Source organism: Roseobacter insulae (genome assembly GCF_019375555.1).
In the GTDB taxonomy this organism is placed as follows: Bacteria; Pseudomonadota; Alphaproteobacteria; order Rhodobacterales; family Rhodobacteraceae; genus Roseobacter; species Roseobacter insulae.
On record NZ_JAHXDN010000002.1, the window covers coordinates 1,027,311 to 1,043,638 of the forward strand.

14 protein-coding genes are annotated in these 16,328 nt (G+C 57.8%); 11 read left to right on the forward strand and 3 right to left on the reverse strand.

Annotated features, from left to right (window positions below):
* Positions 1-25: 25 nt before the first annotated feature.
* The 3 genes from KX928_RS11160 (at position 26) to KX928_RS11170 (ending at position 1,711) form a co-directional block, all read left to right on the forward strand.
* A complete protein-coding gene (locus KX928_RS11160) occupies positions 26-217 on the forward strand; it encodes a PLDc N-terminal domain-containing protein (protein ID WP_219501950.1) in 192 nt (63 codons plus the stop codon).
* 17 nt (positions 218-234) lie between these two features.
* Positions 235-1,122, forward strand: coding sequence for a YihY/virulence factor BrkB family protein (locus KX928_RS11165; RefSeq protein WP_219501951.1), 888 nt, complete (start codon positions 235-237; stop codon positions 1,120-1,122).
* A 91-nt stretch (positions 1,123-1,213) separates the two neighbouring features.
* Positions 1,214-1,711 (forward strand): Dps family protein, encoded by a 498-nt coding sequence (locus tag KX928_RS11170; RefSeq protein ID WP_219501952.1) that lies wholly within the window; start codon positions 1,214-1,216, stop codon positions 1,709-1,711.
* Positions 1,712-1,759: 48 nt separating this feature from the next.
* Here the strand turns inward: KX928_RS11170 and KX928_RS11175 are convergent, their stop codons facing one another.
* Positions 1,760-2,569: a response regulator gene (locus tag KX928_RS11175; RefSeq protein WP_219501953.1), complete on the reverse strand. Its 810-nt coding sequence runs from the start codon at positions 2,567-2,569 to the stop codon at positions 1,760-1,762.
* A gap of 142 nt (positions 2,570-2,711) precedes the next feature.
* On the opposite strand from KX928_RS11175, the gene KX928_RS11180 reads away from it, so the two are divergent.
* From KX928_RS11180 to KX928_RS11190, 3 genes are read left to right on the forward strand one after another with little or no spacing between them, the layout of a single operon-like run.
* A complete protein-coding gene (locus KX928_RS11180) occupies positions 2,712-2,834 on the forward strand; it encodes a NepR family anti-sigma factor (protein WP_308342292.1) in 123 nt (40 codons plus the stop codon).
* Entirely contained in the window at positions 2,831-3,388 is a 558-nt protein-coding gene (locus KX928_RS11185) for an RNA polymerase sigma factor (protein WP_219501957.1), read from the forward strand. The genes KX928_RS11180 and KX928_RS11185 overlap by 4 nt, the downstream gene beginning before the upstream one ends.
* 2 nt (positions 3,389-3,390) lie before the next feature.
* A complete protein-coding gene (locus tag KX928_RS11190; RefSeq protein ID WP_219501959.1) occupies positions 3,391-5,118 on the forward strand; it encodes a sensor histidine kinase in 1,728 nt (575 codons plus the stop codon).
* A gap of 308 nt (positions 5,119-5,426) precedes the next feature.
* On the opposite strand, the gene KX928_RS11195 is transcribed toward KX928_RS11190, so the two are convergent.
* On the reverse strand, positions 5,427-5,993 hold the full coding sequence (locus KX928_RS11195; RefSeq protein ID WP_219501960.1) for a cupin domain-containing protein: 567 nt from the start codon (positions 5,991-5,993) through the stop codon (positions 5,427-5,429).
* Between the two features lie 198 nt (positions 5,994-6,191).
* Between KX928_RS11195 and gabT the strand changes: the two genes are divergently transcribed.
* Complete coding sequence (gene gabT / locus KX928_RS11200) at positions 6,192-7,598, forward strand: 4-aminobutyrate--2-oxoglutarate transaminase (protein ID WP_219501962.1); 1,407 nt, start codon at positions 6,192-6,194, stop codon at positions 7,596-7,598.
* A 54-nt stretch (positions 7,599-7,652) separates the two neighbouring features.
* On the opposite strand, the gene KX928_RS11205 is transcribed toward gabT, so the two are convergent.
* Positions 7,653-9,269: an FMN-binding glutamate synthase family protein gene (locus tag KX928_RS11205; protein WP_219501963.1), complete on the reverse strand. Its 1,617-nt coding sequence runs from the start codon at positions 9,267-9,269 to the stop codon at positions 7,653-7,655.
* Between the two features lie 578 nt (positions 9,270-9,847).
* On the opposite strand from KX928_RS11205, the gene KX928_RS11210 reads away from it, so the two are divergent.
* The 4 genes from KX928_RS11210 to KX928_RS11225 all read left to right on the forward strand — a co-directional run bounded on the left by KX928_RS11210 (position 9,848) and on the right by KX928_RS11225 (position 16,210).
* Positions 9,848-10,906: a carbon-nitrogen hydrolase family protein gene (locus KX928_RS11210; RefSeq protein WP_219501965.1), complete on the forward strand. Its 1,059-nt coding sequence runs from the start codon at positions 9,848-9,850 to the stop codon at positions 10,904-10,906.
* Between the two features lie 76 nt (positions 10,907-10,982).
* A complete protein-coding gene (locus KX928_RS11215; protein WP_219501967.1) occupies positions 10,983-13,733 on the forward strand; it encodes an aminotransferase class I/II-fold pyridoxal phosphate-dependent enzyme in 2,751 nt (916 codons plus the stop codon).
* A gap of 23 nt (positions 13,734-13,756) precedes the next feature.
* The gene (locus KX928_RS11220) at positions 13,757-15,217 is read left to right on the forward strand and encodes a biotin carboxylase (RefSeq protein WP_219501969.1); all 1,461 of its coding nucleotides are present in this window, start codon (positions 13,757-13,759) and stop codon (positions 15,215-15,217) included.
* 21 nt (positions 15,218-15,238) lie between these two features.
* On the forward strand, positions 15,239-16,210 hold the full coding sequence (locus KX928_RS11225) for a C45 family autoproteolytic acyltransferase/hydrolase (protein ID WP_219501970.1): 972 nt from the start codon (positions 15,239-15,241) through the stop codon (positions 16,208-16,210).
* Positions 16,211-16,328: the final 118 nt, after the last annotated feature.

Here is a 16,328-nt window from a genome sequence, read left to right on the forward strand (position 1 = left end):
CCTGACACAGAAAAAGGAGTTCATCATGTTTGAGTATGCGGGAATCGGGGGCTTGATCGTACTGGCCCTGAATATCTGGGCCATTGTTTCGATTGCAGGCGCCAGCGTGACCACGGGTAAGAAGGTCCTGTGGATTCTGCTCGTACTTGTGCTGCCCATCGTGGGCTTCGTGATCTGGTTGCTGATCGGGCCACGATCCTCGAAAGCGGCCGTATGATATGGTAGGAAAGGTCTATGAACTTTTCCGCTGTTAAATCGATCGGCATCGCAACATTTGCGCATATTTCGCGTAACAACCTCGGCCTGATTGCGGCCGGGGTTGCTTTTTATTCCATGCTCTCCGTTTTCCCGGCACTGGCCGCGCTGATCGCTGTTCTGAGCCTGATTGCCAACCCTTCGGTCGTGATTGTGCAGCTGGAGGAGGTGCGGGGCCTGATGCCGGACGCGGTTTACAACATTCTCAATACCCAGATCGTCGGTCTTGTCAGTACCAGTTCGGATACTCTGGGCTGGGCAGGGGCGGTATCGCTGGGTGTGGCGTTATGGTCTGCCCGGGCCGGTGTCGGCTCGATGATGCACGGGCTTAACCTGGTGTATGACAAGAAGGGGAGGGCGACGCTCAAACACTATCTGCGCGCCCTGATCCTCACGGTCTGTCTGCTGGGCGTGGGCGTCGTGTCTCTGGTGACCGTGGTGGTTGCGCCCATCGCGTTGTCGTTTATCCCCTTGGGTGGCATTACCAGCATCATCATCGAGTTCCTGCGCTGGAGCGTTGCAATCGTGGTGATATTCGCAGGTATTGGCTTGCTCTACCGGTTTGGACCCAATCGCAAGGGCATCAGGATCGGTTGGCTGACCCCGGGCGCCGTGATGGCCGGAACCTCGTGGGCCGTCCTCTCCATCGCCTTTTCGTATTACGTGGCGCATTTCGGGAATTATAACGAAGTCTACGGATCCATCGGCGCGGTCATCGCGATGTTGATCTGGCTGTGGATCAGCGCGTTTCTCGTTTTGCTGGGGGCAGCACTGAACGCGGAAATCGAAAAGCAGCGCGCCGCAGAGCCTGCGCGCCAGCCCGACCCGGTGATCACCGATGTGCAGACTGCGGAGGTGGCGGAGTAACTGCGGCAGACCGTCACGCCCCCGGTGACATATGGAACATATGCGGGGCCTCTGCTGTTTCTCCTACAGCTGAATAAATAGGAGAGATATCATGACAAGCGCTTTAAATGTCGTCCCCGAAACAAGTGACATCAGTACCGGCGTCAAGGATGCCGAAGCGATGGCAAAGGGCTTGGAGAACGCGCTGGCGGATACCTACCGCCTGATCTTCAAGACACATGCCGCTCACTGGAATGTTGAGGGTCCCTTGTTCTTCTCGGTGCACAACCTGACCGAAGAGCAATACGAGAACCTGTTCGAAGCGGCTGACGAGATTGCCGAGCGCATCCGCGCGCTGGGTCAACTGGCCCCGTCGACACTGTCGTCCATCGTCGCCAATTCCGTGGTTCAGGATGAAGAAGCGCCCGCCTCCACGGGCGAGATGTGCGAAGACCTGGCGGCAGATCACGAGCGCGTTGCTCACCGACTGCACGCTCTGATCAAACTGTCAGGTGAACACGGCGACCCGGTGACCGAAGATCTGGCGACAGGGCGCGCCGCCTTCCACGAAAAAGCGGCATGGATGCTGCGATCAATTGCCAAATCCTGATGGCAAGACAAACCCCGCCGATCCGGCGGGGTTTTTCGTTCTGCAGCATCACGCCTTCAGCGTTTCGGTGGAGGAGAAGAACATCGCCTGACTAACCGCGGAGACGACCTGATCCTCGGTATAGGGTTTTGAAATCAGGAAGGCGGGTTCGTGCTTGTCGCCTGTCAGAAGGCGCTCCGGGAAAGCGGTGATAAAGATTACCGGACGGTCGCCCAGCTTGCTCATCAGGTCATTCACAGCGTCAATGCCCGAAGAATTGTCGGCCAGTTGAATATCCGCAAGAATTAGATCGGGCGTGTCCGCCGCGCCCAGTTTCACCGCCTCGTCGCGCGTGCGCGCGACGCCGGTTACTCGGTGCCCCATCTCGGAGACGATGTTCTCAATGTCCATGGCGATGATCGCCTCGTCCTCGATAATCATGACGGAGCCGGAAACAGCGTCTGCCATTTCGCGCCGCGCAATTGTCACCAGCTCTTCCGCCTCGGCCTGATCGATGCCGATGATGCTGGCGATCTCTCCGAAGGTGAAACCCTCGATGCTGTGCAGCAAGAGCGCTTCCCGGCTATTGGCAGTCAACCGCGCGAGATGCTTTTGAGCGCGCGCCTTGAGCCCGCTTTCGCCATCGTCAATCGGGGCCCCCGCGCTGGACCAGATACCGTAGAGCACGCGGAAAACGCCCGTTTTCACGGACACGCCATCCAGGACGGAGCGGTCGGCGAGAATTGCTTCCAATGCGGCAGCGGCGAACCGGTCACCGCTGTCCTGACTGCCGGTCATGGCACGTGCAAAGCGGCGCAGAAACGGCAGAATGTCTCCGAGCTCTGCGCTGATGTCACGGTTTGCTGTAGCATCCGACATGAGAAATCTTCCTTTTTTCACTTTTCTTGGAACCAAACCCCCGGTTACGAGTTTGGTTCCGACGCAGGTGGGATATTTTTAACCTTCTCGGGGAATTAGCGGCAGTATGGCTCAATCAAGTGCGAACAGGAAACGCGAAAGCGTGATTGATGAGAATTTAAAGCGCGTTTACGAGGAAGCGCTGGATGAAGGTGTCCCGGATCGGTTCAAGGAGCTGCTGAACGCATTGAAACAGCAAGAGCAGTCTAAAGGATCGCAGAAATGAGCGATCCTGACCCTCGCGATGCCCTCGTAGAGCACCTTCCGGCGATGCGTGCCTTCGCCATCAGCCTGACGCGTAACGGTGCGACGGCGGATGACATGGTGCAGGACACCCTCGTCAAGGCCTGGACAAACATCGACAAATTCCAGGTCGGCACCAACATGCGCGCATGGCTGTTCACGATCCTGCGCAACACCTATTATTCGTCCAGAAGAAAAGCGAAGCGGGAAGTGGCCGATGTTGACGGCACTCATACCGAGGCGCTCGCGGAAAAACCGGCGCATGATGGCCGACTGCAGATGACGGATTTCCGAGAAGCGTTCGCGCAGTTGAGCGATGAGCAACGCGAAGCGCTTTTGCTGGTCGGGGCCTCCGGATTTTCCTACGAGGAAGCTGCGGATATGTGTGGCGTGGCGGTTGGCACGATCAAAAGCCGCACCAACAGGGCCCGGCAACGTCTGTCTGAACTGATGCACCTAGAGGATGACGATTCGCTGGAAATGACGGATGATGCAACCATGTCGGTGCTGACAGCGTCCAAGGCCGCGTCCTTCTAAACATGACTGGTGGTTTTCTGGACGGCGACATCTTTCGGGGTCTCGCCTTCCGCGTCCTGATTTTTTTGTCGCTCGCGTTGCTGCCGTTCGGCCTGATAGCGGTTGTTCAGACCCGCGAAATCGCGCGGCAGGCCGAAGTCACGACCGAACTGTCCCTGATCGGGTTGACCGAGCAAGCCTCGGGTGCAGAGCGTACCGTTATCCAGGAGGGATTTGGCGCCGCCGAGGCGCTCAGTTCGATCGTGCGATTGTTCGGGGATGATACAGAAGCCTGCGTCAACTTTTTGCGCAGCTATAAAACCGCCTCCGACAGGTATTCACTGGTGGGTTTTTTGCCTGCAGATGGCGTGATGACCTGCTCCTCCGATGGTGGCCGATACGATTTCAGCGCCTATCCGGATTTTGACAACGCCATGGATGCCCCTGAACGCGCCGTTACGCTCAGCAGGACAGGTCCGGTCAGCCGCCAACCGGTGCTGGTGATGACGCACCCGTTTTTCGATGGCGACATCTTTGCAGGTTTCATGACCCTGTCGGTGCCCCTGTCGGTGCTGCGCGATCAACGTGACCCGCCGGTGGAACTGACCCCCTCGGATCTGCTGATCTTCACCTCCGCCGGCGAGGTGATCGTGTCCGACAGGGCGCGCTTGGTCACGCAGTCTGATCTGCCGCAAAACCGCAGTCTTAAAACACTGGCGACCGCGAAACCGGCTGTGTTCGAGGACGTGAACACGGAAGGAGAAGAGCGCGTCTATTCCGTGGTTCCGATTGTGCCGGGGGTCGCCTACGCGATGAGCATCTGGCAGCGGCAGGAAATACTGGCCAGCGTGCACCAGACCGGAACGCTCAGTGTTTTTCTGCCTGTGTTGATGTGGCTCGCCAGCCTTGTCGTGGCTTTCTGGGCCATTAACCGCCTGGCGATCCGCTACATCCGCAAGCTGGGGCGCCAGATGCGGATATTCGCCTACAACCGGTCCATACCACAGTCGACCATGGGGCAGGGGGTGCCGCGCGAGTTCGTTGAAATACAGCGGGTTTTCATGGGTATGGCGGAATCGATCATTCGCGATGAAGCGTCGCTCGAAGACTCCCTGCGCGAAAAGAACATCCTGCTCAAGGAAGTGCACCACCGGGTCAAGAACAACCTGCAACTGATTTCATCGATCATGAACATGCAGATCCGCCGCGCCCAGTCGGAGGATGCAAGGTTCGTCCTTAAGCGCCTTCAGGAACGTATCCTCAGCCTCGCAACCGTTCACAAGAACCTCTATCAAAGTGATGGAGTGGAACGCGTGGACGCCGGCGCTCTCGTGGAAGAGATCGTCGGGCAGCTTTTGGTCGTGGGCTTGCCAGCTGGGTCCTCGGTGAAGATTGAACAGTCCTATGAAGCCGTGCAACTGGATACGGATGATGCCGCTCCGCTCACGCTACTGGTGTCGGAAACCGTTACCAACGCGATGAAATACATTGGGGTTTCAAACCCTGAAGACCAGGCGCACTTGTCGATTTCGCTAAAGCAAAGCGATGCGGAAACGGCCGTGTTCACGATTTCCAACAGTATTGGCAAGACGTTGGACGAGGCAGAGGGCACCGGACTGGGCAGTCAGCTCATCAACGCCTTTGCGCGGCAATTGAACGCCACGGTGGAGGTCTGCGCGGATGATCATGTGCATACACTGAAAACGGTCTTCCCGGTGCCGCACCGCGTGAAGTCCGTTCACGATTACTAAAGCGCAAGGATTCTATGGAACAATGCGCCCCGCGGTGGCGTTTCCCCCGTGAACACTGAAGAAAGGAACCCGGCATGTCGACTGACCTGTTTGTTTTCGGGCTCTCCATTCTGACTGTGGTTGCGCTGATTGTTCTCATTCTGACGAAGGAGCGCAACGGCGAACGTGGCGATGATGGTGACTGACGAAAGCCCGTAATCGCCTGACCATCGTTGGTCATTTCGGTTGCCCGAATACCGCCTTGCCAGGCGGATGGAAGCCAAGAGACACATGACCCCGGTTGCGATAACGCGGCCGGGGTTATGGTGTCAGAAACTGGGCGGTGTGCAGGCGCTGATGATCTCGCATTCTTCGTCACCGATATTGCGAAACCTGTGCGGCAGTCGGCTGTTGAACAGGTAGCCATCGCCCGGTCCCAACGTGCTGACTTCGTCATCGACCGTGATCTCGATCCGGCCCCGGATAACGACACCGGCCTCTTCGGCTTCATGGATCAGCAGTTCGGGCCCTGTATCGGCCCCCGGAGCATAGCGTTCGTGCAAAACCTGCAGTGAATGATCCTGCGCATTCCCCAATTGCCGCAGCGACAAAAGCTGGGCAGGCATGCCCTCCAGTTCGGGCGGGGCGATCTCGGTGAATTCGCTGGCGGTATAGAAGTATTTACTCTGCGTTGGTTCCTCGATCGTGGCAAAAAATTCTGCCATGGAGATCTGGATCGCATCCAGCAGGCTTTTGAGCGACGCAACCGATGGGCTTGTCTTATTCTGTTCGATCAGAGAAATAGTGCCATTGGTCAGGCCAGCGCGGGTGGCAAGTTCCCGCTGGGAAAGTCCGCGTTTTTTGCGAATTGCACGCAGTCTGTGTCCGATGTCCAAGGGGTCGTTTCCTCGTCGTTCGTGTGACGTATTGGTTTTACTCGGGTTTTTAGACAGCACGCAGACAGAAGTCACAATCTTTTTCTGATGACCCGAGCGAGACGTTACTCTGGTAGGTGCAGAATCACGATTGACAATTAAATTAAACGGCGTATCGAGATTTTAAACACCTTGTCCCTGAATCGAAGGATTCCCTCCATGGCCACCCCTGCGACAGAAAAAGCATCCAAACCCGCGGCAAAAAAACCGCGCAAGCCGCGCGCGACGAAGCCGCGGAAGATCGCCGTCGTATCGACGACACCAGAAGAGCAGTCTAACGCGGCCCTGCTGGCGCGCCGGGAAGCTGCCGTTGCCCGTGGCGTCGCCTCTGCCGCGCCTGTTTTTGCCGACCACGCCGAAAATGCCGAACTCTGGGACGTCGAAGGCAAACGCTACATCGATTTCGCGGGCGGTATCGCGGTCTTGAATACCGGCCATCGTCACCCGGCGGTCATTGCCGCCGCCAAGGCACAGGAGGACAAGTTTACACATACGTCTTTCCAGGTGGTCCCTTACGAGTCTTACGTGGCGCTGGCCGAAAAGCTGAACAGCCTTGCCCCGGGCGATCACGCCAAGAAATCCCTGCTTGTGACCACCGGTGCGGAAGCCGTGGAAAACGCTGTCAAGATTGCGCGCGCGGCCACGGGGCGGCCCGGGGTTATCGCCTTCACCGGGGGCTATCATGGCCGTACCTTGCTGACGCTGGGCATGACCGGCAAGATCAGCCCCTACAAGAAAGACGTCGGTCCCTTCCCGTCAGATATCTTCCGCGCACCATTTCCGAGCGTGCGTGACGGCATCTCCGTCGAAGACGCCTTGACCGGCCTGCAAAATCTTTTCCTGACCGATGCGCAACCCGACCGCATCGCCGCCATCATCATCGAGCCTGTGCTCGGCGAAGGTGGCTACACGCCGGTGCCCTTCGAGATGATGCGCGCGCTGCGCGAGATCTGCGATCAACATGGCATCCTGCTGATTTCCGATGAAATTCAGGCGGGGTTCGGCCGCACCGGCACGTGGTTCGCCATTGAACATTCCGGCGTTGTGCCAGACCTGATCACCGTCGCAAAATCCATGGCCGGCGGCTATCCGATCGCGGGTGTGATTGGGCGTGCCGATGTCATGGACGCGATGGCACCGGGCGGTCTGGGCGGCACTTACGGGGGGAACCCGGTTGCTTGCGCGGCGGCGCTTGCGGCAATTGAAGCCATTGAAAGCGAAGGACTTCTTGCACGGTCGCTGGCGCTGGGTGCGCATTTCCGGACTCGCTTCGCCGAAATCGGGGCGCGCGTCGCCCCCTACAGAATGTGGGACATCCGCGGCCTTGGTGCGATGCTGGCAGTGGAATTCGTGACGGATTTTGACACCGCAACCCCGGATGCCGCGCTGGTGAAATCCATTTGCGCGCATGCGCTGAAGCGCGGATTGATCCTCTTGGGCTGTGGCATGCATGGCAACGCCTTGCGCATCATGGTGCCGCTGACGGCGTCTGATGAGATCATCAACGAAGGTCTTGCCATCTTCGAGGCGGCACTTGCCGATGCGCTGGCCGACCCAGCCACCTGATCAGCAATGACGGACTGTGAGCGGGAAGGGCATCCACTGGGTGCCCTTTCTGCGTCAGGCGGGCGGGGCGAAGCTGGCTGAATTGGCGCGTGCCCAGCGTTTGCGGTAATCGGGCCCGACATCGCCCTTTTTGGTCAGCAAGAACCCCTCGGGCAGGTAAGGATAGGCGTCGCTGCCTTCGGCCATTTCCTTGTCTCCCAAACGCACCATAAGGTGCTGCGGCATGAAATCTCCCGGATGGGAGAGACCCGCCGCGCCGGTGATTTCGCCCAGTGCTTTCAGGGTGTTTTCGTGGAAACGCGCCACCCGTTTGCTTTTCGATCCCACATCGAGCGCACGGGACCGCACCGGGTCCTGGGTGGCCACGCCGACCGGGCAATGATTGGTGTGGCAGGCCTGCGCCTGAATGCAACCAACCGCGAACATGAACCCGCGGGCCGAATTGCACCAATCTGCACCCAAAGCCAGTGCCCGCGCGATGTCGAAAGAAGAGACGACCTTTCCCGCGGCGCCGATTTTCACCTGATCGCGAATGCCTGCGCCCCGCAGCGTATTGTGTACGAAGGTAAGACCCTCGACCATCGGCATACCGATATGGTTTGAAAACTCCACCGGGGCAGCGCCCGTGCCACCTTCTGTTCCGTCCACGACGATGAAATCAGGTATGATGCCCGTTTCCAGCATCGCCTTGACCATGCACATGAATTCGCGCCGGTGTCCGATGCAAAGTTTAAATCCGACCGGCTTGCCGCCCGACAGATCACGCAGCTGACCGATAAACTCCATCATTTCGATTGGCGTCGAGAAGGCCGAGTGGGCCGCCGGAGAGACGCAATCCTTTCCCATTGGAACACCGCGTGCTTCTGCGATCTCGGGGCTGATCTTGGAGGCGGGCAACATACCGCCATGCCCGGGCTTGGCGCCCTGAGAGAGCTTGAGCTCGATCATCTTTACCTGATCCAGCGACGCGGTTTCCTCGAATTTCCCGGGGTCGAAAGTCCCGTCCTCAGCCCGACATCCGAAATACCCCGACGCGACCTGATAAATCAGATCACCGCCGCCCGCCTTGTGGTATCGGCTGACAGACCCTTCGCCTGTATCATGTGCAAACCCGCCGATCCGGGCCCCGGTGTTCAATGCCTCAATGGCATTTCCCGACAGCGATCCGAAACTCATCGCAGAGATATTGTAAAGCGAGGCGCTGTAGGGCTTCTTGCAGGCGTCGCCGCCAATTTTTGTTCTGAAATCAGTGTCTTCAATATGTATTGGGATAACGGAATGCGTGACCCAGGCATATCCCGCGTCGTATACGCGTAACCGCGTGCCAAAGGGGCGTTTGTCTTCCTGCCCCTTCGCACGCTGGTACACGAGGCTGCGCGCGTCGCGCGAAAACGGCTCTTCATCCTGATCGGACTCGATAAGATATTGGCGAATTTCGGGACGGATGCCTTCAAAGAGAAATCGCATATGTCCCAGGACCGGATAGTTGCGCAGAATGGAATGGCTGGGCTGGCGCACGTCATGCAGCCCAAGTAGCGACAGAAATGCAAAGAAGGCGAAGGGGAGCAGCATCCAGCTTGTCCACACAAGGGCGGCAATCAGACAGATGACACTGATTACAACGACAGCACCGAACGTCGTAAAGCGTTTCAGGGACCCGAAATCTGGCATAGCTTAATTCCTGTAGTTCTACCGATTGAAATCCGTCATGAGCGCGCGCGGAAAGCATCACGATATTTTAAACATTCCCTGATGATCTTTTATTGTGATGGCCGGTGCAAGCGTCCTGACGGCGGACCATTGTATTGCGAGCACCCGTATAGTGCTTGATCAACTCAGAAAAGCTTCGTACGCTTTACGCATCGATGTCAAAACAAATAGAAATAGATAAAATCAAGTCGCAAAACAGCTTGGCACAGGGCATCAAGATGTATGGGAGTCTGCCATTTTTCCGCGGCTGAGCGATGGAACGGTTGATTGCCTTGCCGAAAAAAGAGGCGATCCGCGCCGGATCAACAAGGGGAGGTGAGATGAAAATGTTTAATATACTCTTCATGAGCTGCGGAATCTCACGCACCTCAGATGCGTAATTCCGCCTGTTTTTTCGCCAGTTTCAACACGATCACGAAAGTTTTCGCCGCAGCCCGTTTTCTGCTGTTCCAACCTGCGCCCGATGGGCGTAAGGCGGTGCGGCGCGAAGCTGTTTCTGGACCAAACCGGCCCACTTCGTCGCGACGGAGTGATTTTTTATGACCCCATTCGCAATTGCCGGCGTGCAAATGCATGTAAATGCGTTGCAATCCAACGTCGAAGGGATGATTCACCGACTTGACGTGCTGATGGCGCGCTTCCCGTGGACGCAGATGGTGCTGTTCTCTGAACTGGCACCCTATGGCCCGCTTGACCGTTTTGCACAGGCACCGCAGAACGAAGCGCTGGATGTCTTTTGCAAGGCGGCGCGCAAGCATCGTGTCTGGCTTATCCCTGGGTCGATGTTTCTGCGCGATCCCGACACCGGGATGGTTTTCAACACCTCCGTTGTGATCAATCCCGAAGGGGAGATCATCCGGCGTTACGCCAAGATGTTCCCGTTCCGGCCCTATGAAACAGGCATCGCGGCGGGCACCGAATTCTGTGTGTTCGATGTGCCGGACGTGGGTCGTTTTGGTTTGTCGATCTGCTACGACATCTGGTTCCCCGAAACCACGCGGCAACTCACGGCACAGGGTGTCGAAGTCCTGTTGCACCCGGTCCTGACCGGCACGACGGACCGCGACGCCGAGCTCGCGATTGCCCGCGCAACGGCGGCGCAGTTCCAATGCTACGTGTTTGACGTCAATGGTCTGGGGGCAGGCGGTGTCGGCAAGTCTTTGGTTGTGGATCCGTCCGCCCACGTGCTGCACCAATCTGCCGGGCAGGAGGACATGTTCCCGATCGAGGTGGATCTGTCCACTGTGCGGCGCCAGCGCGAAACCGGCATGAAGGGCCTTGGCCAGGTGCTCAAGAGCTTCCGTGACCGTTCGGTCGATTTTTCAGTTTATGACCGGAACAGTGGAACCGACGACTACCTCAAAACGTTGGGTCCTCTGGAAATACCTCAACAAGGGACACGCGCCGGACTTCACGTGGATGTGCCAGCAGAAAAAGTTCAGGGAGAGCCCGCTTTCAAGGGCATGGCGTTCGACACGCTGACCGGTGGCACGTCCCTGCAACCGGCAATGAACACGCAGCTGGCACCGACAACCGAACCAACCCCTCAACCCCTCAAAGTCGAAACGCAGGGGAGCGAAAAACAATCCAGCGGGTAAGTCACTGGTTCTGATGGAGCGGTGATTTCCGTTCGCAGGCATTCATGTGGTTTTCTCGCGCAGCGGAGAACGACTAATGCATGCGATGAACGATTACTCCTCGGCAATACAATTGCGCTCCGACCGGTGGAGTGCGCTGCGCGAAGCGACCAGCGCGCTGACGCGAGACCCAAAACCCAAGCAGGCGGCGGCGCTCCAGGCAAAAACAGAGGCTCTGTTTAAATCACTGGCGGTAATTGAGCCCTACTGGGCGTTTCCGGGCATGTCGGCTTTTGATCACATGCGGCGTCAGTTCGAACACAACTCCTTCGATGATCTTGCCTTTGCCGTGGGCCGTGTCACCCGTGCGCTGACAACCGGGGCCTACAGGCGGCGGCACATTCCGCTGGAACGCGACAGTGTCGATCAGGAAGAGCACGACGACGAAGCGATGTTGCCGCCGGAAGCACGGGCACTGGCCAAACCGTATTTCGAAGTCCTGATCGTTGATAATGTGAACGAGCATCAGGAACGGTGGCTGCGCAACAATGTGACCCGCATGCGCCGCCCGGAAGATCCGTTTGTTTACGAAGCTGTTGTCGTGCCCAGCCTCGAGGACGCGCTGGTGGCAGTGCTGTTCAATCACAATATTCAGGCGATTGTCGTGCGCCCCGGCCTCGTTCTGAAGTCCAAGATGGATCAGAGCATTGTTGCCAGGTATCTCAACCGGGCAGGCGGCCAGGAAGAGATCGACAACATGCTGCCGGAGAACTATGGGCCAGAACTTTGCCGGCTGGTGGCCAAGGTGCGCCCCGAGCTGGACGCCTACCTGGTTACCGAGCGGTCAGTGGAGGAAATAGCTGGGCTGGATCTGGGTATCTGCCGGCGCGTCTTCTACAATCAGGAAGATTTCATGGAACTGCATCTCAACATCCTGCGGGGTGTTCAGGCGCGCAACAAAACGCCGTTTTTCACGGCACTGGTGGAGTATTCCAAGCAGCCGACGGGTGTCTTTCACGCGATGCCCATCAGTCGTGGTAAATCGATTACGCGGAGCCACTGGATTCAGGACATGGGCGCTTTTTACGGCCCTAATATCTTTCTCGCCGAAACCTCCGCCACATCCGGCGGGCTGGACAGCCTGCTGGAACCGCACGGCCCGATCAAGGAATCGCAGGAACTGGCGTCACGCGCGTTTGGATCGAAACAGACGTTTTTTGCCACCAATGGCACCTCGACCTGCAACAAGATCGTGGTGCAGGCACTTGTGCGTCCGGGGGACATCGTGCTGGTCGACCGCGATTGTCACAAGTCGCACCACTACGGCATGGTACTGGCGGGCGCGCAGGTCTGTTACCTCGACAGCTATCCGCTCAATCAGTATTCGATGTACGGCGCCGTACCTCTGCGTGAGATCAAGCATCAGTTGCTGAAGCTGAAAGCCGAGGGCAAGCTTGACCGGGTGCGCATGCTGCTTTTGACGAACTGCACCTTCGATGGGCTGGTCTATAACGTCGAACGGGTTATGGAGGAATGTCTGGCGATCAAGCCGGACCTCATATTCCTGTGGGACGAAGCATGGTTCGCTTTCGCCCGTTTCAACCCGACCTATCGCCAGCGCACGGCCATGTCCGCCGCCAACAATATGCGCCAAAAGCTCCGCACGGACACGCACCAGCGCATGTATGAGGCGCAGAAAACCATGCTGGAGGAATGTGACGACGAAAAGCTTCTGGATACGAGGTTGATACCGCCCCCCAACGCGCGGGTAAGGGCCTACGCGACCCAGTCCACGCATAAGACGCTGACATCCTTGCGACAGGGGTCGATGATTCATGTCAACGATCAGGATTTCAAAGGCGAGGTCGAGCAGGCCTTTCACGAAGCCTATATGACGCACACCTCCACCTCACCGAATTACCAGATCATCGCCAGCCTGGATGTCGGGCGCCGTCAGGTTGAGCTGGAAGGGTTCGAATTCGTGCAGCGCCAGATCGAGGCGGCCATGTCGATGCGTCGCGCGATCATGACGCATCCCCTGTTGTCCAAGTATTTCAAGGTGCTGACGGCGGGTGATATGATCCCGGATCATCACCGCCAGTCGGGTGTGACCAGCTATTATGACGCGGAACAGGGCTGGACCGATATGTGGGACTGCTGGGAGCAGGATGATTTCGTGCTGGATGCGACCCGGGTGACGCTCGCGGTGGGCGGTACGGGCTGGGACGGCGACACTTTCAAGACCGACATCCTGATGGATAAATACGGGATCCAGATCAACAAGACATCACGCAACACCGTTCTGTTCATGACCAACATCGGCACGACGCGATCCTCTGTCGCCTACCTGATCGAGGTGCTGGTCGAAATCGCCAAATCGCTCGATGAACGGCTTGATGATGCCAGCCGGATGGAACGTCTGTCTTTTGACCGTCGGGTCAAAGGGTTGATGGAGGAATTGCCGCCGCTGCCTGATTTCAGCCGGTTCCACGATGCCTTCCGCCAGTGCGAAGTGACCGGAGAGGGCGACATCCGTTCTGCCTTCTTCCTCGCCTACAATGAAGAAAAATGCGACTACCTTGATATCAACGGCTCCCTCGGCGACGCGCTGAAGGCAGGCGAAGAGGTGGTGTCTGCCAGCTTTATCATTCCCTATCCGCCCGGGTTTCCGATCCTCGTCCCCGGGCAGGTGGTCAGCGAGGAAATCCTTGCTTTCATGCTGGCCTTGGATGTCAGCGAAATTCACGGCTACCGGCCCGATCTGGGGCTGAGGGTCTTCACGCAAGAAGCGCTGCAAGCGCTCGTCGATGCCAAACCCGGCACAAAGCTCGCCCCCGCGGCTGAATAAACCCAACAGAGAGGACATAATACATGCCCGCAACGGTTCTGAAGAACATCTCGGAAATCCGCCGGTATTTTCACCGAAACGAGGACCCGGTCTATTTCATCTCGGCCACGAATTTCAACCTGCTGGGGTTGGACGAATGGGTGAAGAACTTCAAATACATCTGCTACATCGACTGTTATGGCGGCAAGCACCCGAACGTGTTCTGCCCCTCCGAGCAACCGCATGCAGAGTTTCAATCCATCGAGGACATCAACAACTACCTGTTGCAGCACAAAGAGGTCATCGACTTCATCAAGCGGCGCGGCGGCAAGCCAAAGTTTGTCTTTCTGATGTTTGACGAGGAAACGGAACGGCTGTCCAAGGAGCTGGGCGCGGATGTCTGGTTCCCCAAGGCCAAGCTGCGCACCTCGATGGACAACAAGATTGAAACCGTGCGGATCGGCAACAAGGCGGGCGTGCCATCGGTGCCGAACGTGCTGGCCGAGGTGACGTCTTACGAAGATCTGAAGAAGACATGCGAGAAGGCCGGGATCGGGCATGACCTCGTTTTGCAATCGGCCTTTGGGGATTCCGGTCATACCACGTTCTTCATTAAGTCCGAGGCCGATTTCCGCCGCCACGAGCACGAGATCATCGGCGAAGGCGAGATCAAGATCATGAAGCGCATCGATTGCCGGGGCTCGGCGATCGAAGCCTGTGCGACGAAAGAGGGCACCATCGTGGGCCCGCTGATGACGGAACTGGTCGGGTTCAAGGAACTGACACCCTATCGCGGCGGCTGGTGTGGCAATGAAATCCTGTCAACCGCCTTCCCGCCGAAGGTGCGGCAACAGGCGCGCGATCTGACCTTCAAGTTCGGCGAGCAACTGCGCAAGGAAGGCTACCGTGGGTATTTCGAGCTCGACTTCCTGATCGACAAGAAAACCGGCGATCTGTGGTTGGGCGAGTTGAACCCGCGCATCACCGGCGCGTCGTCGATGACCAACCACGCGGCCTTTGCCCATGCGGATGCGCCGCTCTTCCTGTTCCACCTGCTGGAGTTTTCGAAGAAGAAGTTCAATCTGGATGTAGACGAGTTGAACGCCCGCTGGGCCGACAGCGCCAATATCGACAGCTGGTCGCAGATGGTGATCAAGCACACCGAAGACAGTGTCGATATCTGTACGGATAGCCCGGAAACCGGCATCTACCGGATGCTGGAGGACGGCCGCGTTGTTTATGACCGCTTCGATTATCACCGCCGGGCGGTCGAATCCGAGAACGAGGCGTTTTTCCTGCGCATCCTGCAGCCGGGCGATTATCGCTATGAAGGTGCGGATATCGGCATCCTGGTGACGCGGGGCCGTTCGATGACCAAGAGTTTCCAGTTGAATGAGCGCGCGAAAAAGTGGATTCACGGCATCAAGCAATCCGTGGCCGCCAAACCGCTGCCAACGGCCACGGCTGGTCCGGAACTGGCGGATCCGGCGTTCAAAATCCTCTGACCCGAAAGGATCGCGCATCCAATGTTATGGCGCGCCGTAAGTGAAGAAACGCCCGGACCGAAATGGTCCGGGCTTTTCGCCGAATACTGGCCGGACTACAAACGCTGGTGGTTGAAGGAGGGCGACAGCGCCCGCCCGACCTATGCGGAATCCTACCGGGCGCTGAAAGAACATATGCCCGAAATCCTGCCGCTCTACGAGGAATTATGCGCCTTGGCGGGCGGTGGCGATCACGCCGCGCGGTTCTTGTCGTTCTATTGCCCGCCGCCGTATCTGGCCGGCTGTTCGCAGGCGATATGGACCGGCAAGGAACCGGTCATGGTGCGCAATTATGACTATAACCCGAACGCATTTGACAGTCTCGTGCTGAATACAAAATGGCAGGGGCGGCAGGTTATGGGCACATCCGACGGGCTCTGGGGCATGGTTGACGGGGTGAACGATGCTGGTCTTGCAATTTCCCTGACCTTCGGCGGGCGCAGAATTGTTGGCGACGGCTTCGGTGTGCCGCTGATCCTGCGCTATGTTCTGCAGACCTGTGACACGGCGGAAGAAGCCGGCGAGGTGCTGGCCCGTGTGCCGACCCACATGAGTTACAATGTGACCGTGCTGGACAAGAAGCGCCATTATCTGACGGCGATGATGGCCCCTGATCGGCCCGCGCTGATCACCCATGCCGCGGTGGCGACGAACCATCAGGAAAACGTGGAATGGGTCAGTCACGCGCGCTTCACCGCGACGGTCGAACGCGAGCGGTTTCTGTTGCACCGGCTCAGACTGCACCGTGACCCGGAAGAGAAATTCATAAGCGCTTTCCTGAAGCCACCTCTTTATTCAACCGCTTTTACCGCCGGGTTTGGCACGCTCTACACGGCTGTTTACCGGCCCAGACGTCGCCAGATGGAGCTGCGCTGGCCCGGTACGGTCTGGCCCTTGTCGATGAAAGCCTTCGAAGAAGGCCGACGTCAGATTCTGCTGCCGGGTGCTGCCTGAGGTTCGCGCGAATGACTATTTTTCTCAACAAAATCAATTTCATTCTCGTTTAAATAGCAGAAGGGGCTTGCCAAATTGTGCAGCGTCCCAAAGATTGTCGTCAGAAAAAAATAGGGGA